Annotated in this window: 8 protein-coding genes; 2 read left to right on the forward strand and 6 right to left on the reverse strand. The window is 66.8% G+C overall.

The annotated features are described in order from the left end of the window. Positions 1-8: 8 nt before the first annotated feature. The 3 genes from pe to ACZYY4_RS05000 form a co-directional block, all read right to left on the reverse strand. A complete protein-coding gene (gene pe / locus ACZYY4_RS04990; protein WP_463808451.1) occupies positions 9-1,133 on the reverse strand; it encodes an acyltransferase PE in 1,125 nt (374 codons plus the stop codon). 69 nt (positions 1,134-1,202) lie between these two features. Further along, positions 1,203-4,205 carry an MMPL/RND family transporter gene (locus ACZYY4_RS04995; protein WP_463808339.1) on the reverse strand — a complete coding sequence of 1,001 codons (3,003 nt, stop codon included), beginning with the start codon at positions 4,203-4,205 and terminating at the stop codon, positions 1,203-1,205. A gap of 17 nt (positions 4,206-4,222) precedes the next feature. After that, the gene (locus tag ACZYY4_RS05000) at positions 4,223-5,644 is read right to left on the reverse strand and encodes a condensation domain-containing protein (protein ID WP_463808340.1); all 1,422 of its coding nucleotides are present in this window, start codon (positions 5,642-5,644) and stop codon (positions 4,223-4,225) included. Positions 5,645-5,940: 296 nt separating this feature from the next. Here ACZYY4_RS05000 and ACZYY4_RS05005 point away from each other — a divergent pair, with 296 nt between their 5' ends. Continuing rightward, a complete protein-coding gene (locus tag ACZYY4_RS05005; protein WP_463808341.1) occupies positions 5,941-17,055 on the forward strand; it encodes a type I polyketide synthase in 11,115 nt (3,704 codons plus the stop codon). Here ACZYY4_RS05005 and ACZYY4_RS05010 read toward each other — a convergent pair. Both ACZYY4_RS05010 and ACZYY4_RS05015 read right to left on the reverse strand, forming a co-directional pair. Then, the gene (locus ACZYY4_RS05010) at positions 16,975-17,622 is read right to left on the reverse strand and encodes a GAP family protein (RefSeq protein ID WP_463808342.1); all 648 of its coding nucleotides are present in this window, start codon (positions 17,620-17,622) and stop codon (positions 16,975-16,977) included. The genes ACZYY4_RS05005 and ACZYY4_RS05010 overlap by 81 nt on opposite strands. Before the next feature lie 3 nt (positions 17,623-17,625). Next, on the reverse strand, positions 17,626-18,933 hold the full coding sequence (locus tag ACZYY4_RS05015) for an MFS transporter (protein ID WP_463808343.1): 1,308 nt from the start codon (positions 18,931-18,933) through the stop codon (positions 17,626-17,628). A gap of 77 nt (positions 18,934-19,010) precedes the next feature. Here ACZYY4_RS05015 and ACZYY4_RS05020 point away from each other — a divergent pair, with 77 nt between their 5' ends. After that, the gene (locus tag ACZYY4_RS05020) at positions 19,011-20,153 is read left to right on the forward strand and encodes a glycosyltransferase family 4 protein (protein ID WP_463808344.1); all 1,143 of its coding nucleotides are present in this window, start codon (positions 19,011-19,013) and stop codon (positions 20,151-20,153) included. Between the two features lie 6 nt (positions 20,154-20,159). Here ACZYY4_RS05020 and ACZYY4_RS05025 read toward each other — a convergent pair whose 3' ends face one another. Then, positions 20,160-21,962 carry an AMP-dependent synthetase/ligase gene (locus ACZYY4_RS05025; protein WP_463808345.1) on the reverse strand — a complete coding sequence of 601 codons (1,803 nt, stop codon included), beginning with the start codon at positions 21,960-21,962 and terminating at the stop codon, positions 20,160-20,162. Between the last annotated feature and the right edge of the window lie 56 nt (positions 21,963-22,018).

The raw sequence follows: 22,018 nt of genomic DNA on the forward strand, positions 1-22,018 counted from the left end.
GGCGGTTGTCAGCCCTTGCCGCCCCCGGACAACACCGACATGGCGCCGCTGAGGATTTGCGAGATCGGGTCCGCGCCGCCGCCGAAGGTGGCCTGATTGGCTGGTGCGGTGACTGCCGCGGGGTCGAATCCATTGATCGGGTCGACTTGGACCGGAGCGGTCGCCGGATCGTCGTTTCGTATGTAGGCCGCATTGACCCGGGGCATCAGTATCGCGTCCAGCTTATTGAGGGTGTCTTCGTCAATCCCGATGTATGCCAACGGCATAACGAGCGGAAGGTGCTTTTCGGGGATGAGATAGGTCGTTGTCGTCGCGCCTCTGGAGTTGACCGTCGTCCGGATGTTCTGCGGCGGCACCATGCTCGGGTTGGTGAAGGCGACTGCAGTGTGGCCGGTGGCCAGGCCCATCAGGGTGTTGGCAAGGGCGATCATATTGTCCGGCCGGTCGGGAAAGTCGGCGATCGAGTCGTAGGCGGAGACGAACATCTTGGTGTCGTACTGGCTCTCCACCGGAGCCGGCATGCGGTAGTCCATTGCCGGAACAACGGACCCCACCGGGAACATGGCGGTCAGAAAGCTCTGGCCGAAGGCGTGCCGGGCAATGGGGTCGCCGAATGTGGCGAAGTTCAGCTTGTCCGGCGGGGGAGCGGTCGGGTCATCGGCCAGTCGAGCCTGCACGGCGTTCAGTACCAGCGAACCCTCGGACAAGCCGATCGCGGTGCCGGGGCCCCCATTGCGGATCGCGGCATCGAGATTGCCCTCGCCCTCGTCGACCGATTCCCCGATGCTGGGGCCGTCCAAACCCAGGCCCGGCATGATGCCCTCTCCGATCCGGCCGATGCCCGGGAAGAGACGCTCCAGCACGTGCCCCTGCACCTGGCCCGCGGGGTAGTCGACGATCTCTCGCTTCAGCCCCGGAAACCATTCCGCGCCTTCGCGGCGGATGTACTCGTCGTAGGGGATACCGAGGACGTGGGCGCCGCCGAGTGCGTATGCGGTCCGGTCGGCCGGATTCCCGTTACCACCAGGGGTGTCATGGCCGGGGGTGTCGTCGGCGGCGCTGATCCCGACACCGAAACAACCTGTGGCGCCCAGGGTTACCAGCGCGGTGACTCCCGCGACGAGCTTCTTCATCCCTGCCACCCCTGACCGCTCCGGCTCGCCTTGTAGTTTCACATACATCGCCTGCATGTGTAACCCTCCCTATCCTCCGGTGGGTCCCGACAGTGACCGGCGCGAACCCAATCGTGACGGCCACCAGTTGGCCCGACCAGCCAATGTGGCGATGGCCGGCACCGTGACGGTGCGGACCAAGAAGGTGTCCAGCAGGATCCCGATACCGATCACGATTCCGCCCTGAACCACGGTACTGATGCTGGAGAACAGCAGACCGAACATCGAGGCGGCGAAGATCAGACCCGCGGCCGTGATCACCCCGCCGGTCGAACCCAGGGTACGGATGATGCCGTAACGAATGCTGTGCGGCGACTCGTCCCGCATTCGCGACACGAGCAGCATGTTGTAGTCGGCTCCCACTGCGACCAGCACCACGAATGCCAGCGGGGGCACGCTCCAATGCAACTGTTGGCCGAGGAGGAACTGAATGATCAGTACGCCTATTCCCAGCGCTGCAAAGTACGAAATCACCACGGAAGCAACCAGATAAAGTGGTGCGATGACGGCGCGCAACAGCGCGATCAAGGTCAACAGCACCACGAGCAGGGTCGCCGCGATGATGAACCGGATGTCGTGTTCGTAATAGTCGCGGGTATCCCGCAGGCTCGCGGTGTACCCGGCCATCGATACCGTGGCGTCCGCCAGTGCGGTGTTGGGCTGGGCTTCTCGAGCGGTCTGGCTGATGGCGTTGACCTGGTCCATCGCTTCGGTGCTGAACGGATTGAGTTCGGTTTGCACCAGGTACCGCACGGTGTGGCCGTCCGGCGACATGAATATCTTGGCGGCCTCGGTGAACTCGTCCAGCTTCAGGATCTGGGGCGGGATGTTGAAGCCGGCCTGGGCCGGCTGAGTTGCACCGGTTTTCAGTGTCAGCAGGAACGCCGCGGCCGCGTCCAGCTCGGTGCCCATCTGTTTGACCTGCTTCACCAATTCGGCGACGCCGTCAGCGATCTGCCGGCTTCCGCCGGCGACGAGGTCTGCCCCGTCTTGCATCGACCTCAGGTTGGTCTGCAGGCCACCGGGCTTGTCCATGCCCATGGAGTGCATCACGTTGGTGAGGTTGGAGAGCGCTGTGCGCACGCGGTTGATCGAGGTGTTCAGGGACTGCTGGTCCGGGATTGACTGCATTTGCTGTGCGAGCTCGCTGATCGCGTCGAGGTCTTCTTGATTGCGTCCGCCGAGCAGCTGTTCGAACGCCCCGCGGGTGGCGCTGCAGGACGTATCCAGATCACAGACCGGGTTGCCCTGCAGCGCCGCCAGCACCGGGCCTATCCAGCCGAACATGTTTCTACCGGCGGAGAAATTCCAGCCCATGGAATTGCTGATGGCGTTGACATGGTCGACGAGTTTGGCCGCGGTGTCGACCTCCTGGACCAGGGTGTCGCCACCGTACTGGTTCTTCATCGACGAGAAGGAGTTGACCACGTCCTGGACGCTGGCCGAGAGGCGCTTGACCTGGCCACGTACATCACGGAGGTTCGTGGCCAGGGTCTGGGCGCCGTCGGCGAGTCGGTTCAGGTCGCCGGTGCGACCGCTGATCTCGGCGGACCCGTCGGCCAGAAAGCCACCGATGGCGCCCGCCTGATAAGTAGCCCGGAATTCTTCGGGCACGGCTCCGGTGGGCCGGGTGATACCGCTGACGGCGGCGACGTGCGGAAGCTGGCTGACCCGCTGGGCCATCTGCTCCAGGTCTGCCAGCGCTTCGGGCGTGCGAAGGTCATCCGGCGATTGGATGAGCAGGTATTGCGGAATCGACTGGTTGACCGGGAAATGCTGCTCCAACGCGGTGTACCCGAGCGAGCTCGGTGCCGAAGCCCGCAACGCCTTGCGGTCGTCGTAGTTGTAGCGCACGAAGCCGGCGCAGCTGGCCAGGGCGGCCAACACCAGCAGACTGGCCACCAGGTGGGTCGTTGGCCGGCGCACAATGCGGATGCCCGACTTGCGCCACATCCGGGCGGTCAGCTCGCGTCGGGGTTTGACCCAGCCCCGCCGACCGGCCAGCACCAGGATTGCCGGCAGTAACGTCAGCGCGGCGAGGAAGGCCACGCCGATCCCGATCGCCGCCGAGGTTCCGACCGTCTTGAACACGCCCATCTTGGCGAAGCTGATGACCAGAAAGGTGAGTCCGACGGTGGCGGCGGATGCGGCGATCACCTTGCCGATTGAGCTCATCGCGCCCTTGACCGCCTGGTCGGAGTCCGCCCCCGACCGCAATTGGTCGTGATAGCGGCTGATCAGAAAGACCGCGTAGTCGGTTCCGGCGCCGGCCATGATCGCGCTCAGGAACACGATGGACTGGTTGGAAACACCCGAGCTGGTCACGTGGGAGTATGCGGCCACCAGCGACTGGGCGATCATCAGGGATAGCCCGATCGATATCAACGGCAGCAGCATGGTGATGGGGCTGCGGTAGACCACCAGCAGGACGAGGAGCACCAGGACGGCGATCGCCAGTTCAATGGGGAGGCGATCATGATCGCCGGCGACCGTCAGGTCGGCAACGGTAGCCGCCGGACCGGTCAGGTGTGCTGTCAGCGACGATCCGTCCGGGGCCTGTTCCACGGTGTGATCGACGATGTCGGCGATGCGGTTGAAGGCCGTGAACGACTGGGGCGTGCCCAGCTCACCGGCGACGCCGACCGGCACGACCCAGGCTTTGTTGTCCTCGCTGGTCAGGACGGGACGCAGCGGCGGGGTGGTGATGAAATCCTGCAGCATCACGACGTTGTCGGTATCGCTGCGCAGGGCCTTGACCAGGTTGCGGTAGACGGCCTCGTCGGCGCGACCGAGACCGTCGTCGTTGGTCAGGACCACCAGCAGCAGATCCTCGGAGCCCGATTCCTGAAACGATTCGGCCATCTCTCGAGCACTGACGCTCGAGGGCGCATCTCTGGGCAGCAACTGGAGCGGATGTTGCTGGGCCATCTCGGTGAGGGAGGGGAAAGTCAGTGGCAGCGCGGCCGCGATCGCGACCCAGACCCCTATCACCACCAAGGGCCATCGCACCACCAGATCGGCTAACCGCCGCATATCGCCCTAACCCCCTGTTATGCGACGCGTCCCCAATGCCCGCTGTCAGCGACCCGCACGCAGACGGACCTCATCGCCTCCATGTAGCGCGTAGCTGATTTCTGGGCGATCGGGTTGTCGGGATGCATGATCGCCATGACCGTACCTTCGCCGTACCGAAAGATGTAGATGGTCAGCTGGTACGAGTATCGGCCATCGGGGTAGATGCCGATATTGTTGGCGAGGCCCATCTCACCTGCTGCGAGAATGGCGTTGAGCGGAGCAGCTCCGCCGTGCAGGAAGTTCGACACCGGAAAGTTTGGTCGTGGCCAGTCCAGCCACGGCGCCAGTTCCAGCACCCGGTAATAGGGCACCCTCGCCATGTCCAGGCCTGAATCGAAGGATGTCTGCGCCGCCCACGCCGCGTCGCCGAATGAGGCCGCAGCTATTGGCACGGTGATCGGGATCAGCCCGGTGAACCAGCCCTGAGTCATGAAATTGTCGGCAGCGGTACGGGAGTCTCTGGGAGTGAGCCCGTAGTAGGTGAGAGCGCCGGTGAACTCGTGTTCCACCAGTGCCAAGCAGGCAAACAACCCGCCGACGAAGCGCGCGCCCGCCGTAGCGCAGGCTGCCTCGAACCGCTCGGTCTGGCCGGTGTCCATCAGAAGTTCGGAGGACATGTCACTGGCGCTTGACTCCGATGGATCACCCAATGGCAGCGGAAATTCGGGAAAGCCATTGCCGCTGTTCTCGGCGAAATCAATCCACGCCTGCACTCCGGGTGAATCCACGGACAGTGCTGAAGTGTATTCCCGCTCGCGGACGCAGAAGTCGCCGTAGCTACCGGCATCGGGAAGCGTCAGGGCACTACCCCCGCCGCTCAACGCCGAATACATTCCGTTGGCCTCCAGCATCGTGGTGCCGATCAGCGTCGCGTCTCCGTGGACATGATCCATGGCGGCGAAGAAGGTGAAGTGGTTCTCACATTGGACGATGCCGAAGGTGAAGCAGCCCCACTCCAGGGGCGTGGGGATCGCCACGACATGAGCGCGTATCCCCTCAGCCGTCATGTTTCCGTGGTCGACGGGCGCAAACTCGATATCAGCCGGATCGTCGATGACATGTCTGATGAACTCGCCATCGCCGGATTGCTCGAACCAGCTGCGGAAGGTGTCGTGCCGACGAAGGTAGGTGTTCAGCGCGTGATCCATGGCCGAAACATCGCACTGACCTGGCACTTCGCAGCTTGCGATGATCTGACGCGAAAAGCTCAGGCCGGCGGCCGTCCGTTCGCAGTAATTACGAAGATGTTGGCCCTGCATGTAACTGACCGGAACAGCGCTGATCGGAGCCTGCTGAGCCTTTTCGACAGCGGCGGCCGTCGGGTGCCAGGAGATGACGGAGCCGGAGGTCAAGGTCCATTCATCGAGTGAACCGACCGTAATCTTCCCGATCCGCAAACTGCCCCTCCTCGGCTTGGACGCCCCGGCCATGCTGCCGGCGACCGTCAGGATAGCCCGCTGGATGGACACTGTCGCGGGCGATGCCCCGTCGTCCGCGCGCGGAGTCCGTGGTCCGTGCTAGAGATGTAACTTCCCGGCATGGGGCGGCGATCAAGGGCTACATCTGGCAAACAGTTGTCGCTGCGGGCCCGGCCCTTGCAATGCCGGCCGACGGCGGGAAGTCTGTTCTGAAATCGGCCGTCTGTGGGGGGGGAGTTCGAATCTTGACCGACCGAGCCAGGGAGGACAACGCTATGGCATCCCTCGAGGATCAGAAGTCGTCGTCATCGGGGTTTGCGATCGTCGGCTACGCGGCGCGTTTTCCCGGTGCTGAAGATGCAGATGGGTTCTGGCAGGTGTTGCGCCAGGGCCGTGATGCGGTGTCGGAGGTGCCCGCGGACCGTTGGGATGTCGATGAATTCTTCGACCCCGAGCCCGGTACACCCGGCAAGGTCGTGACCCGGCGGGCAGGTTTCGTCGATGATGTGACGGGATTCGACGCGCCGTTCTTCGGCATCTCGACGCGCGAGGCCAGGTTGCTGGACCCGCAGCATCGGCTGCTGCTGGAGACGGCGTGGCGGGCGGTGGAGCATTCGGGTACCGCACCAACGGCTTTGGCCAATACCAACACCGGTGTATTCGTGGGTCTGGCGACCCATGACTACCTGGGAATGGCATCCGATGAGCTGACATATCCCGAGATCGAGGCCTATATGGCCATCGGGACGTCCAATGCCGCAGCGGCCGGCCGGATCAGCTACCGGTTGGGTCTGCAGGGCCCGTCGGTCGCCGTCGACACGGCATGCAGTTCGTCATTGGTGGCCATCCATCAGGCCTGCCAGGCGCTGCGTCTGGGCGAATGCGACCTCGCGCTGGCCGGTGGCGCAAACGTCCTGCTCACCCCGGCGACCATGATCACGTTCTCGCACGCGCACATGCTGGCGCCTGACGGTCGGTGCAAAACCTTCGACGCGGCCGCAGACGGCTACGTGCGTGGCGAGGGCTGCGGCGTCATCGTCATCAAGCGGCTCGAGGACGCGATCCGCGACGGCGACCGGATCCGCGCTGTCATCCGGGGCAGTGCGATCAACCAGGACGGCGCATCAGGTGGCTTGACGGTACCGAACGGCGTTGCTCAGCAACGGGTTATCAGCGAGGCCCTGAAGCGCGCCGGCATCGCGCCCGGTGACGTCGGATACCTGGAGGCACACGGGACCGGCACGTCGCTGGGCGACCCGATCGAGGCACAGGCCGCCGGCGCGGTGCTCGGTGAAGGACGCGAGGCCAGCCGGCCGCTACTGATCGGCTCGGCTAAAACCAACATCGGGCATCTTGAGGCGGCCGCAGGCATCGCGGGTGTCATCAAGGTCATCCTGTCGCTTGAGCACGAGTTGCTGCCGCAGCACCTGCATTTTCGCAATCCGTCGCCGCACATTCCCTGGGACCGGCTTGCCGTGCAGGTTGTTCAGGAGGCCACCGCCTGGGAACGCGACGGTCGCCCCCGGATCGCCGGCATCAGCTCATTCGGGTTTGCCGGGACCAACGCGCACGTCATCATCGAAGAGGCTCCATTGGCGTCCGCGGAACGGGCGATGGCGCCGAAGCCGGTTGAGACGCCCGGCGTACCCAGGTTCGGCATTCTTCCGCTGTCTGCGCGCACGCCCACCGCACTGGTGAAGATCGCCGATCAGTACCGCACCTGGTTGAGTGCGCACCCCGAAGCCACCCTGGCGGACGTGTGTTTCACCGCCGGGGTGGGGCGGGCGCACCTCGAGCACCGGGCTGCGCTGGTGGTGGACTCCAAGGAAGCTGCCGCCGAGTTGCTGAGTGCGCTCGCCGACGACCGCCCGGCACCGGGCCTGGTCCGCGGAGTATCCGGCGACACACCGAAGACGGCCTGGTTGTTCACCGGTCAGGGCAGCCAGTACCCGGGCATGGCTCGTGAACTGTTCGAGACCGAGCCGGTGTTCGCCGAGACGCTGACCCGCTGTGCGGAAGTGCTGTCCGATGTGCTCGAAAAACCGTTGCTGGACGTGGTCTTCGACGTGGACAGCCCAGATGCCGAAGCGACACTGCGGCAGACTTCTTATGCCCAGCCGGCTTTGTTCGCGGTCGAGATGGGCCTGGCGCGCCTCTGGCAGTCGTGGGGATTCGAGCCTGACGTGGTTGCCGGCCACAGTGTCGGCCAGTATTCGGCGGCGTGTGTGGCGGGCGTCTTGAGCCTCGAGGACGGCGCACGGCTGATGGCCGAACGCGGGCGCCTGTTCGGCACTCTGCCCGCGGGCGGCCGGATGGTCGCGGTGTTCACCGCGGCCGAGCGGGTCGAGGGCCTGACCGACCAATTCCCAAGCCTGTCCATCGCCGCCTACAACGGTGCCAACACCGTGCTGTCCGGGCCCGCGCAGGATCTGGACCAGGCTGTGGCCCGGTTGAGCGGCGATGGCGTCCGGTGTGACTGGCTCGAGACCAGCCATGCTTTCCACTCGGCGCTGTTGGATCCCATCCTCGACGAGTTCGAGTCGTACGCCGATCAGTTCGACTACCGCCCTCCCCAACGGATGTTGATCTGCAACCGCACCGGTTCCGCGCTCGGCAGGAGCGTGAAACTGGACGGCAACTACTGGCGTCGTCACGCGCGACAGCCGGTGGAATTCGCCAAAAGCGTTCGGACCCTTGCCGATCTGGGCTGCAAGGTGCTGCTGGAGATCGGTCCGCAACCCGTGCTCACCGCCGCAGCCCTGCGGGCATGGCCCGACCCGGCCGCTGCACCGCGGGCGATCGCATCACTGCGCCGAAACACCGCCGACCAGCGACAGATCACCGAGGCCCTCGCAGACGCCTACGTTCTGGGCCACCTGCCCGACTTCGGCGCCGTTCGGCCATCGCACGCCCACAAGGTCGACCTGCCCGGCTATCCCTTCGAACACCGCGAATACTGGTATCGCGATCGACGGGAACGGCCCAACCAGCAGCAGCACGTCTTCGTCGGCACTCAAGCCGTCCGGCTGCTCGAGGAGGGCCGGGTCGAAGAACTGGCGGCACTGCTCGGCGAGGCGAGCGATGATCAGCAGACGCGCAAGGTATTGACGAAGCTTGCCGCGCAACACAATCAGCAGCGCAATACGCAGTCGATCTCGGACGCGCGTTACGAGATTCACTGGGAGAAGTCCACCTCACCGGTCTCGGCCGCCGAGGAAGCAGGCGGATCCGCCTGGCTCATCATCGGCGATGACGCCGACGTCATCGAGCCATTGGTGGAGGCGCTGACCAGGCGCGGATGCCGGCATCAGGTGCTCGGGTTGCCCGGATCGGACGCCGACGAACAAGAGCTCGAGGCGGCGCTGCGCGCTGCGACGACCGGGGAACCCGACCTGCGCATCCTGCATGTCGCGGCCCTGGAGGCTGAAGCCACCGCATCGTCGACGCGCTCGCTGACGCGGATGCAGCACCAGGTGCTGGGTGGCACACGGCGGATCTTCCGGGCCGCGGTCGGCGCTGAGACGCGCCGACCCATTTGGGTGGTGACCAGTGGTGCTCAACGAGTCGCGGATACCGACACCGTGTCACCGGATCAGAGTTGCCTCTGGGGTTTCTGCCGGGCCGCCTCGCTGGAACATCCGCAGGTATGGGGCGGGCTGGCGGACCTGAGCGAGAACGGCCCCGACGAGTGGTCGAGGTTGATCGACCAGATCGCGCGGCCGGGTGATCCTGCCCTCCGAGAAGACCAGCTGGCGCTGCGTGATGCAACCGTCTATGTCCCGCGGTTGGTTCGACGGGTCGGGGAGCCGATCTCAGCACCGCTGACATTGCGTGACGACGCAACGTATCTCGTGAGCGGTGGACTGGGCTCGATCGGACTGGAAATCGCCGGATACCTGGCCGCCCACGGCGCGCGCCAACTGGTGCTGACCGGCCGGCGCCCGCCCGGTGATGCTGCGCAACAGCGCATCGACGCGATACGCGAACAATACGGCTGCGCGGTGCGGGTCATCGCGGCCGATGTCGCCGATGCGCACGACGTCACGAGCCTGTTGGCAACCGTGCAGGCCGAATCACCTCCGTTGGCCGGCATCGTCCATGCGGCGGGTGAGATCGGCACGAGCCCGCTGAGCGCCCTGGACTTCGAATCCCACCAAGCCGAAGTGGATCGTGTCTTCGCCGGAAAGGTCTGGGGTGCTTGGCATCTGAGCGAGGCAGCTGCGGATCTCCAGCTGGACTTCTTCGTCTCTACGTCTTCAATCGCCTCGGTATGGGGCGGATTCGGCCAGACCGCCTACGGGGCGGCCAACGCCTTCCTCGACGGACTGGCCTGGCAGCTGCGTGAGCGGGGTGTTCCGGGGATCAGCGTCAACTTCGGGCCCTGGTCGCTGGGCATGGCCGACGAGGAGGCTCGCGCACGGCTGGGCAAACGTGGCATCGCGACGCTGTCGCCGGCCGACGCACTCGCGGGTATGGCCGATGTGATCGCTGCGTCGTCCGGGCGGGGGGCAGTACCGGGCCCGGCACAGGGCATCGTGGCGCGGGTCGACTGGGCCCGATTCCTGCCGCTTTACCAGCAGGCGGGACGGCGCCCATTCCTGGCGGATATGCAGCGCGAGGTGCCCAGCCAACTGACTGGGGCGGTGGTGTCCGCGTCCGGCTCGGGAAAGACCGAATTGGTCGAGCGGCTGACGAACGCTCCGGTGCAACAGCGCAGAAGGCTGCTGTCGAATTTCCTCCGCGACGCGGTAGCCGAGGTGACGCGCGTCGATCCGGCGGAGATCCGCGAGGATGCGGGATTCTTCGATCTGGGCATGGACTCGCTGATGGCGGTCGAATTGCGGGGACGTATCGAACAGGGTGTGGGCAAGGAGATTCCGGCCACCCTGGCCATGGATCACCCACGTCTGTCCGACGTGGTGGATTACCTGCTCGGCGACGTGTTGGAACTCGGCGAGCAGGCATCGGCCAAAGCACGGCCTGAGTTGACCTCGGTGACGACACGCACCGACGAGCCGATCGCGATCATCGCGGTGTCGTGTCGCTTCCCGGGCGCCCCCGACCCGGAAGCCTTCTGGGAGGTGCTGTCCGGAGGTGTCGACACGATCCGGGAAGTCCCGGAAGACCGATTCGACATCGACGAGTTCTACGACCCCGATCCAGAGACCCCGGGCAAGATCTACAGCCGCTTCGGCGGATTCCTCGACGGAATCGACGGATTCGACCCGGAGTTCTTCGGTATCTCCCCGCGCGAGGCGGTGTGGATCGAGCCGCAGCAGCGGCTGATGCTCGAAACGGTCTGGGAGGGTATCGAACGGGCCGGGTACGCGCCGTCGGCATTGCGCGGCAGTCGAACCGGCGTCTTCGTCGGAGTGGCCGCCAATGAATATGCGCACCTGTTGTCCGCCGAGCCGGTCGACAAGATCGAGCCCTACTTCATCACCGGCAATGCGCTCAACGCCATCTCCGGGCGGGTCGCCTTTGCGCTCGGCTTGGAAGGTCCTGCGGTGGCGGTCGACACCGCCTGCAGCTCGTCATTGGTGGCCGTTCATCAGGCCTGCCTGGCATTGCGCACCGGCGACTGCGATTTGGCGGTTGCCGGTGGTGTGAACGTGTTGCTGAGTCCGGTGACCGTCATCGCGGCCTCGCGGGCGCGGATGCTTTCCCCCGTCGGGCGGTGCAAGACCTTCGATGCCTCCGCCGACGGTTATGTGCGCAGCGAAGGCTGCGGGATCCTGATGCTCAAGCGGCTGAGCGATGCGGTGCGCGACGGCGATCGGGTTGCCGCGGTCATCCCGAGTAGCGCGGTCAACCAGGACGGCGCCTCCAGCGGTCTGACAGTTCCCAATGGCGGTGCGCAGCAGCGACTTATCGGCACCGCGCTGTCGCGAGCCGGTCTGACCGGAGGAGACGTCGACTACCTCGAGGCGCACGGAACCGGTACCCCGCTGGGCGATCCGATCGAGGTGCAGGCGGCCGGAGCCGTCTATGGCGCCGGCCGTGATGCGGACCGGCCGTTGCTGATGGGATCGGTGAAGACCAACATCGGTCACCTCGAGTCGGCATCGGGGGCCGCCGGCCTGATCAAGGTCGTGTTGTCGCTGCAGCACGGGATGCTGCCGCAGAGCCTGCACTTCGACAAACCGTCGCCGCACATCCCGTGGGATTCGTTGCCGGTGCAGGTCGTGGAGAAGTCCACACCGTGGCAGGCCAACGGCCGTCCCCGGCGCGCGGGCGTGAGCTCCTTCGGATTCACCGGGACGAACGCGCACGTGTTGATCGAGGAGGCGCCGGCCCCACCGCCGATCGCCGACGAGGACCCCACGGTGGCGCCGGAGCCCGAGACCCGGGACGAGTCGAGCGATGTCAGCGTGCTGACGCTGTCGGCGCGCTCACCCGAGGCGCTGGTGGAGGTGGCTCAGCGTTATCGCCACTGGTTGAGCACCCACCCCGACGTCGACATCGCCGATCTGTGCCTCACGGCCGGGACGGGGCGTTCGCACTTCGAACACCGGGCGGCGCTGGTCGTGGATTCGGTTCGCGGCGCCGACGACGGCCTGGCCGAGTTGGCCGAGGACCGGCTGCGGCCCGGTGTGGTGCGCGGCGAGTGCGGAGACCGGCCCACGACGGCGTGGCTGTTCACCGGGCAGGGCAGCCAGCATCCGGGGATGGCGCGCGAATTGTTCGGCGCCGAGCCGGTCTTCGCTGACACCGTGACACGTTGTGCCGAGGCAGTCGACGCAATGCTGCCGCGGCCATTGCTGGAGGTGCTGTTCGCCACCGATAGGGACACGGCGGAATTGTTGCGGCACACGTCGTTTGCTCAGCCGGCACTGTTTGCGGTCGAGATGGGCTTGGCCCGGCTGTGGCAGTCCTGGGGCATCGAGCCCGATGTCGTGCTGGGGCACAGCGTCGGCCAGTACGCGGCGGCGTGTGTGGCCGGAGTCTTCAGCCTCGAGGACGGGGCACGGCTGATGGCCGAGCGCGGCAGGCTGTTCGGCAGCCTGCCCGAGGGCGGACGGATGGTGGCGGTGTTCGCCGACGCCAAGCGCGTCGAAGATGTGGCCAAGGGATTTCCTCGGATGTCGGTTGCCGCCTACAACGGGCCCAACACGGTGCTCTCGGGACCGGGGGAGGACCTCGAGCGGGTAGTCGCCGCCTTCGGCGACGATGGAGTCCGGTGCAGCTGGCTGCAGACCAGCCACGCGTTCCACTCAGAGCTGCTGGAGCCGGTGCTCGGCGAATTCGAGTCGTATGCGGCCCAGTTGCAGTTCGCTGTGCCGACGCTGCCGTTGGTCTGCAACCGCACCGGCACGGTGCTCATGGCCGAAACGCCACTTGATGCCCAGTATTGGCGCCGGCATTCCCGCCAGCCGGTGCAGTTCGCCGAAAGCGTTCGGACCGTGGCCGGGCTGGGATGTTCGGTGTTGATGGAGATCGGGCCGCAACCGGTTCTGACCGGCAACGCCGTGCAGGTCTGGCCGGAACACCTGGCCGCACCGCGTGCGATCGTGTCGCTGCGCAAGGGCGTCGGCGATCGTCGTCAGATCGCCGAGGCGCTGGCCGCGGCCTATGTCAGCGGCCACCGGCCGAAGTTCGACGCTTTGGCACACCGGCCCGGCCGCCGGCTCGAACTGCCCACCTATCCGTTCCAGCGTCGGCGCTTCTGGCCCAGGTCGTCCGGCATCACTGTGGACGGCCCAGCGGTGTCGGGAATCCTCGGCAGCGCAAAGGATCTCGCTTCCGGCGACTCGGTGTACACCAGCAGGTTGTCGGTCAAATCCCAGCCTTGGCTATCCGACCACGTCATCTACGGCACCGTCGTTGTTCCGGGCGCAACATACGCGGCGATGGCACTGGCGGCCGTCGGAGCGCCGGCACGGGTGCAGGACGTCTTCTTCTATGAGCCGATCATCCTGCCGGAGAAGAGCTCTCGTGAGGTGCAGCTGACCTTGCACCCGCTGGAGGAGGGCGGCGGCTGGAAGTTCCGGATCGACAGCCGTCCCTACGGGGTCAGCGATGCCGAATGGGCGTTCAACGCCGACGGAACGCTGCGCAGTGGTATCGCCGAGGTTGATGCCGAGGCGGACGCGGCGCCCGAGCGCGACCCCGTCGACGAGGCCATCGAGCGGCTGGAACGCATGCGGCCGCAGGAACTGTTCGAGACCTTCGCCGACATGGAGCTGGCGTGGGGACCCAGCTGGTCCGGTTGCCTGAAATCGCTGTGGCTCGGCGAGGGTGAGGCGATCGGCGACATCACCGTGGGCGAGGAACTCGCCGAACACCTCGGAACAGAGCCGATGCATCCGGTGCTGCTCGACCTGTGCACCGGCGTGGCCTTCCCGGCGTTCCCGGCGCTGCTGGCGGCCGAGCAGGGCGTGCACGATCTGTTCCTGCCGTTGCGGTACGGGCAGGTGGAGCTGGCGCAGAAGATGCCCCGGCGGTTCTATTGCCGCGCCAGGTGGCACGCCAGCGCCCTCGACAGCGAAACCCAGGTCTTCGATCTCGACTTCGTCGACCGAGACAACCGGCGCCTCGGCGGGATTCGCGAGTTCACGGTCAAACGCGCGCCCCGTGAAGCGTTGTTGCGCGGACTCGGTGGCGATGCCACCCGGCTGCTGTACAGCCTCGGCTGGCACGAGGTGCCGGCACCGCCACCGGCCGACGAGGCTGCCGGTGTCGCGGGCACCTGGCTGATCGCCGGGTTCGACGAGCTGGCGGCTGAACTGCCGGGCTGTGTCTCGTTCGACCGGAACACCGACCCGGAGCCCCTGGGCCGGCTGATGGCGCAGGCCCAGGAGCGCGGTATGCCGTTCGCCGGGATCGTCTGGCGCAGCAGCGGTCCGCAGGATCAGGAGTCGAGTGCGCAAACCGCCGCGCGGCTGGAAGCCGAGATCACCCACCTGCTCAGCGCCGTGCACACCGTGCAGGCCGACACGTCGATGAAGCTTCCCGGTGGACTGTGGATCGTCACGCAGCGCGCGGTGGCGACCGAATCCGGTGAGCCGGTCGACCCGGTGCAGGCGGCACTGTGGGGACTCGGGCGCACCATTGTCAACGAGGAACCGGGGCTGCGTTCCAAGCTGGTGGACTGCGACGGTTCACCCGAGGCCGTGAAGGCGCTGGCAGGTCTGCTCGGTACGCCCGTCGACGAGCCGGAAATCGCAGTACGGCAAGGGAAGTTGTTGGCATCGCGGCTGCTGCAGTGGTCGCGCAGTGGTCATCTGGTGATGCCGCGCGCAGCCGATTACGCCCTGGCGCCCACCGAGCGCGGTGCGATCGACAACCTGCGTCTGACCGAGGCGGAGGTGCTGTCGCCGAATGCGGGCTACGTGCAGGTCCGGGTCGAGGCTGCCGGGTTGAACTTCCGGGATGTGCTCAATGTGCTGGGTCTCTACCCGGGCGACCCGGGGCCGGTCGGTGGCGACTTCGCCGGCACCGTCACCGAATTGGGCGAGGGAGTGACGCAACTCGAGGTCGGCCAGCGGGTTTACGGCTCCATGCAGGGTGCTTTCGCCAGCCGGTTCAACGTGCCGGCCCAGTTCGTGGCGCCGATCCCGGACGGGGTCAGCGCGGTGGAGGCCGCGACCATTCCGGCCGCGGCGCTCACGGTTCGGCTCTCGTTCGACTGGGCGAAGCTGAATCCCGGTGACAAGGTGCTCATTCACGCCGCCAGTGGTGGTGTCGGGTTGGCCGCCATCCAGATGGCGCTGCAGCACGGTGCGCAGGTGTACGCGACGGCGAGCACCTTCAAGCGTGCCACGCTGCGCAAGCTCGGCGTGAAGCATGTCTATGACTCGCGGACAACCGATTTCGCTGATCAGGTCCTGGCGGATACCGACGGTGCCGGCGTTGATGTGGTGCTCAACAGCCTCACCAACGAAGGTTTCATCGAGGCGACCCTGCGGGCGACTGCGCGCAACGGGCGTTTCGCGGAGATCGCCAAGCGGGATATCTGGACTGCCGAACAGATGGCGCAGGCTCGCCCCGACATCGCCTACGAGATCGTCGCGTTGGACACGGTGATGTTCACCGAACCCGACCGCATTCGCACCTTGCTCGGTGAGGTGTCCGACGGCCTGGCCAAGGGCGAATGGATGCCGCTGCCCGCCGAGATCTACCCGGTCACCGAGGCGAAGACGGCGTTCCGTCGCATGCAGCAGGCGAGGCATATCGGGAAGATCGTGCTGAAGATGCCGAAACCGCTGCAGCCGCGCGCCGATCGTACCTACCTGATCACCGGCGGTCTCGGTGCGATCGGTCTGCACACGGCGGCATACCTGGCGCAGCTCGGTGCCGGTGACATCGTCCTGACCAGCCGTCGTGCGCCGGATGCCGAGGCGCAGCGGGTGATCGAGGAGATCACCGAGCGGCACAAGTGCCGGATCCATACCTTCGCTGCCGATGTCGGCGACGAGGCCGAGGTCGAGAAGTTGCTGGAGCAGATTCGGGTGGATCTGCCTCCGCTGTCCGGGGTGGTGCATCTCGCAGGTGTGCTCGACGACGCGCTGCTGTCGAGTCAGAACCTGGAGCACTTCCGTACGGCGTTGGTGCCCAAGGCATACGGTGCGATCCACCTGGACAAGCTGACCGAGGACGACGAGCTCGACTTCTTCATCCTGTCCTCGTCGGTGTCCAGCCTGCTCGGTTCACCCGGCCAGGCCAACTACTCGACGGCCAATGCGCTGCTCGACGGGCTGGTTGCGCAGCGACAGTCGCGAGGGCTGCCGGCGACCGGGATCAACTTCGGACCGTGGGGGCAGGGCGGTATGGCCTCCTCGGAGGCGGCTCGCGCCAATATCGCTGCGCAGGGCCTGGTTCCGCTGGAACCGTCGGCCGCTCTCGGCGCGCTGGCCGAGGCCGTGGCCAACGGCACGGCCGCGGCAACCGTCCTCAAGGCGAACTGGCAGCGTGCGGCGAAGGTGTTGGGCAGTTCTCGCCCACCGATTCTCGATCTGGTGTTGCCCAGTGCCATGGGCGAGACAACCGGCGATGCCGAGTTGCTCCGGCAACTGCAGGAGATACCTGTGGCGCAGCGCGCCGATTTCATCACCGAATTCCTGCAGCGCGAAGTGCAGGGTTTCCTGCGCCTGGCGCAACCGCCTGCCGCAACCAGTCGGTTCCTGGACTTGGGCACGGACTCGTTGATGGCGGTTGAACTTCGAAACCGGCTGCACAGCCAGTTCGGTGGGGCGTTCACGATCAACGCGACGGCGGTGTTCGACTATCCGACGATCGGGGGGCTCGGCGAGTACCTGGCCGGTCAGCTGCCGGAGGCGGAGTCGCAATCAGGTGCTTCCGAAGCGCCGTCAGCGCCCCAGGATGCCGGCGGCGAGCAACAGGCCGCCGACGACGGCGAGCAGGGTGGCGACCTCGACGCGGCGCCGTGATCGGATCCAGTCGTTCACCGCAACGATCGCCGTGTGCGTTGCCTGGGGAGCGAAAACATACCCGAGGAGGGGAATCTCGACGAGGGCGAACGCCACGACGTGGAACATCACCAACGCCCCGACTTGTGTGCTGGCGGCGGCGCCGGAGGCCAGAATGACTGCGAGGGTGGCCAGATAGTCCACCGACGGCAATGCGATCCCCAAGCCGGCCGCCGCCGCCAGCCAGAGCGAGCTGCCGTTCAGCAGGTGTCGAGCGGGCGTCGCCAGCGCTGCCCGGCGTGGGCTCAACCACCGGTCGTTGGTGGCCACCAGGGCAGCGGCCAGCAGCGCCAGCGCGCCGATCAGGATTTGAACATGGGGCAAGGTGAAATAGGCCGAATCGAGTAGTCGGCGTCGAAGGACGAACAACACCACCAGACCCACGGTCATCCCCATCGCGAAACCGCCGGCCAGGAACGCCAGCAGTTGCAGCACCGGTCGCTGCCGGTTCAACATGAGGACCGTCATACCGATCCGGAACGGTTCGAGGCTCACGGCAAAAGCCATCACCAGGACGGTCAGCAACATGGGCTAGCTCGCTTCGCGGGGTACCCGAACGGCGAGCATGGCGATCAGACCTGCCGCCAGGACCACACACAGCCCGCCCATCCCGGCCCGGTCGGCGCCGAACAGATCGACAAAGGTGAAGAACATCCACGGCGCCAGGAATGACGCGGTGCGTCCGGCGGTGGTGTAGAGGCCGAAGGCCACCCCTTCCTTGCCCGGTGCCGACATGCGCAGCATCAGTGCTCTGGCGGACGCCAGGATCGGCCCGATGAACAGGCACAGCAGCAGCCCGCAGATCCAGAACGCCACCGGCCCGGAGGCGCTCAGCAGGGCCAGCCCGACCGCGACCATGGCGGCGAGCGAGGCGGTGATGACGTGTTTGGCGCCGACGCGGTCGGCGAGCAGACCACCCGCCACCGCGCCGACCGCCGCGACGATGCTGACGCACACACCGAAGATGAGCACGTCGGCCTGCGATATCCCGTACACGCTGACACCGAGCACGGCGCCGAACGCGAAGATCCCGGTCAGTCCGTCTCGAAAGACCGCGCTGGCCGCAAGGTAGTAGACGACGTTGTGATCGCGTCGCCACTCGGACTTTATTTCCTGCCACAGTGCGCGGTAGGCGCCGCCGAGGCCGACCGTCGGCAGCGGCTCGGTGGTCGGCGGGGTGCGCGTCAGGAAAAGCAGCGGGCAGGCGAACACGACCAGCCATGCGGCGGCCACCAGCATCGCCACCCGGATGTACTGGCCGTCGGTTGCCGCCAGGCCGAAGATGCCCCGGGTCTCGCCATCACCGGCGATGAACCCGACATACAGAATCAGGAGCAACAGCACACTGCCGAAAAACCCTGAGGCCGAACCGATTCCCGAGATCCGTCCCATGTTCCGCGGTGTGGAGATCTGGCCCAGCACGGCGTTGTAGGGCACCGTCGCCAGGTCGCTGCAGGCCGCGGTGCACGCCAGGAGGATCAGACCGGGCCCCAGGTAGCGGTAGTCGGTCTTGATGAGGCTCATCGCCGCGGTCATTACGACGACCAGGCCGGTGAACACCGAGAGTGCGGCACGTCGACGTTGCGGCGCGTTGACCAGGACACCGGTGGCCGGCGCCAACAGCGCGACGAGCAGTCCTGCGATCGTCAGCGCCCTGCCCAGCCAGCTCGCGGGTGTCGTGGAGCCGGGCAGCCCCGCACCGACCTGCCCGGTGAGGTAGACGGAGAAGACGAAGGTGCCGACGACGGCGTTGACGCCTGTCGCGCCGCAGTCCCACAGCGCCCAGGCCGCCACCCGGGATCGCGGGGTGATCTGAGCATCAATCGTGCGGTTGCTCACGGCTGCACCCCTTCGACCCCCCTTGTCGCCGGCACAGAATTCGGCGCCAGTCGTCATCGGCCGTTAGCATCCCACGGGTGAGTCGGGTCCTGCTGGTGACCAATGATTTTCCGCCGCGTCCCGGCGGCATCCAGTGCTACCTGGAAGAGCTGGTGCGCCGCATCGCCGGTTCTGGACGCCATGACGTGACCGTGTACGCGCCGCAGTGGAAGGGCGCCGACGCCTTCGACGAGGCGGCAGAATCCGACGGCTATCAGGTGGTTCGCCACCCGGGCACGCTGATGTTGCCGGGCCCGGCCGTCGACACCCGGATGCGCCGGCTCATCGCCGAACAGGCCATCGAGACCGTGTGGTTCGGCGCGGCCGCCCCGCTGGCGTTGCTGGCGCAGCGGGCGCGCACCGCCGGCGCCACCCGGGTGCTGGCCAGCACACACGGGCACGAGGTCGGGTGGTCGATGCTGCCGGTGGCCCGCTCGGTGCTGCGCCGGATCGGCGAATCCTGCGACACGGTCACCTTCGTCAGCCACTACACCCGCGGCCGGTTCGCATCGGCATTCGGCCCCGGCGCCGCGCTGGAGCACCTGCCGCCGGGGGTGGACACCGACCGGTTCCGCCCCGACCCCGGCGCCCGGGCCGAAATGCGCGTCCGGTACGGGCTGGGCGGGCGGCCGACGGTGGTGTGCGTTTCGCGGCTGGTGCCGCGCAAAGGCCAGGACATGCTGATCAGGGCGTTACCCACGATTCGGCGCCGGGTCGAGGGGGCCGCGCTGGTGATCGTGGGCGGCGGCCCCTACGCCGAGACCCTGCACAAGCTGGCCGTCGAGTGCGAGGTGGCCGATGCGGTGACGTTCACCGGCGGCGTGCCGGCCGCCGAGCTGCCCGCCTACTACCTGCTCGGCGACGTCTTCGCGATGCCGTGCCGGACCCGCGGTGCCGGGCTTGACGTCGAGGGGCTGGGCATCGTGTTCCTGGAGGCGTCGGCGGCGGGTATCCCGGTGGTCGCCGGTCGCTCGGGTGGGGCACCGGAAACCGTGCTGGACAACCGGACCGGGCGGGTGGTCGACGGCCGGTCCGTCGAGGCGATCGGTGACGCCGTCAGCGGATTGCTCGCCGATCGCGACCGTGCCGCCGCGATGGGCGCCGCGGGGCGCGACTGGGTGACGGGTCACTGGTCTTGGGAGACGCTGGCCGGACGCATGGCCGAGCTGCTGCAGGCCTGAGAGGGGTCAGCCCTTGGTGTAGATCGCCTCGATCGAGTCGGCGAACTTCTCGGCGACCACCTTGCGCTTGACCTTCATCGTCGGGGTCAGCTCACCGGTGGCCTCGGTGAAGTCGACGGGCAGGATCGCGAACTTGCGGATCGACTCGGCGTGCGACACCGCGAGGTTGGCCTGCTTGACCGCGGCGTCCACCTCGGCCAGCAGGTCCGGGTCGGTCACCAGGTCCGCGGTGGTGGCGCTGCTGGCTTTGCTGTTGCGCTGCTTCCAGCCCTCGATGGCTTCCGGGTCGATGGTGATCAGCGCCCCGATGAACGGCTTGGCGTCGCCGACGACCATCGCCTGGCTGATCAGCGGGTGGGCGCGCAACTGGTCCTCGAGCACCGCGGGAGCGACGTTCTTGCCGCCGGCGGTGACGATGATCTCCTTCTTGCGACCGGTGATCTTCAGGTAGCCGTCGGCATCGATGTCGGCCAGGTCGCCGGTCTTGAACCAGCCGTCGGAGAACGCCTCGGCGGTGGCCTGCTCGTTGCGCCAGTAGCCGCCGAACACCACACCGCCGCGAACCAGCAGCTCACCGTCCTCGGCGATGCGCATGCTGTTGCCGGGCACCAGTTTTCCGACGGTCCCGACCTTCATGGCACCCACCGGGTTGACCGTGACGGCGGCGGTGGTCTCGGTCAGGCCGTAGCCCTCGTAGATGCACAGGCCGACACCCCGGTAGAAGTGGCCCAGCCGTTCGCCCAGCGGCGCACCGCCGGACACCGACGCGCGGCAGTCGCCGCCCAGCGCTGCGCGCAGCTTGTGATAGACGAGTTTGTCGAAGAGCGCGTGCTTGGCGCGCAGCAGCAGTCCGGGGCCGCCGCGATCGACGGCCTCGCTCCAGTCCACCGCGGTCTGGGCTGCCATCTCGAAGATCCGGCCCTTGCCATCGCTGGCGGCGTTTTGGGCCGCGGTGTTGTAGACCTTCTCGAACACCCGCGGCACCGACACCACCACGGTCGGCTTGAACACCGAGAACATCGGCACCAGATTCTTGATGTCGCTGGTGAATCCGACGGTGACCCGGTTGGTGAAGGCCGCCAGGGTCAGGCCGCGGGCCAGCACGTGGGCCAGCGGCAGGAAGACGAGCAGGCGCTGGCCGGGGCTCAGCAGGGTCGGCAGCGCTGCTTTGGTGCCGCGCACTTCGTAGATCAGGTTGGAGTGGGTGAGCTCGCAGCCCTTGGGGCGCCCGGTGGTACCCGAGGTGTAGATCAGGGTCGCCGGGTCGGTGACCTTCAGCGCGGCCAGGCGCGCGGTGATCTGGGCGGGGTCTTCGCCGGCGCCGGCCTCGGCGAGCTCGTCGAGCGCCTTGGCGCCCGACCCGTCGATGGTCAGCACCCGTCGCAGCGCGGGCAGGTCACCGGCGATCTCATTGACCATCTGGGCGTGGGCGTCGGTTTCGGGGAAGGCCAGCACCGCGCTGGAGTCCTCCATGACCCAGCGCACCTGCTCGGCCGACGACGTCTCATAGATCGGCACGGTGACCGCGCCGACGGACAGGATCGCGAAGTCCAGGATGGCCCACTCGTAGCGGGTCGCCGAGAAAATCACCACCCGGTCGCCGGCCGCCACGCCCTGCGCGATCAGCCCCAGTGCGGCCGACCGGATCTGCGCGGCCGCCGTGGCGCAGCTGACGTCGGTCCACGCCCCGTCGATGAGGCGCTGGTAGATGACATCGTCGGGATTGTCGCGCTCGTGCTCGAAGACGACTGCGGCGACATTGTCGTGCTCCTCGACGGTGAAAGACGCCGGAACACTGAACTCACGCATGCGATGACCTCTCTTGGCAGCCTGGGTGTCTGTCCGCCCAGCCTAGTAGGCACCCC

The sequence above is a fragment of the Mycobacterium sp. IDUB_21 genome (assembly GCF_055419425.1).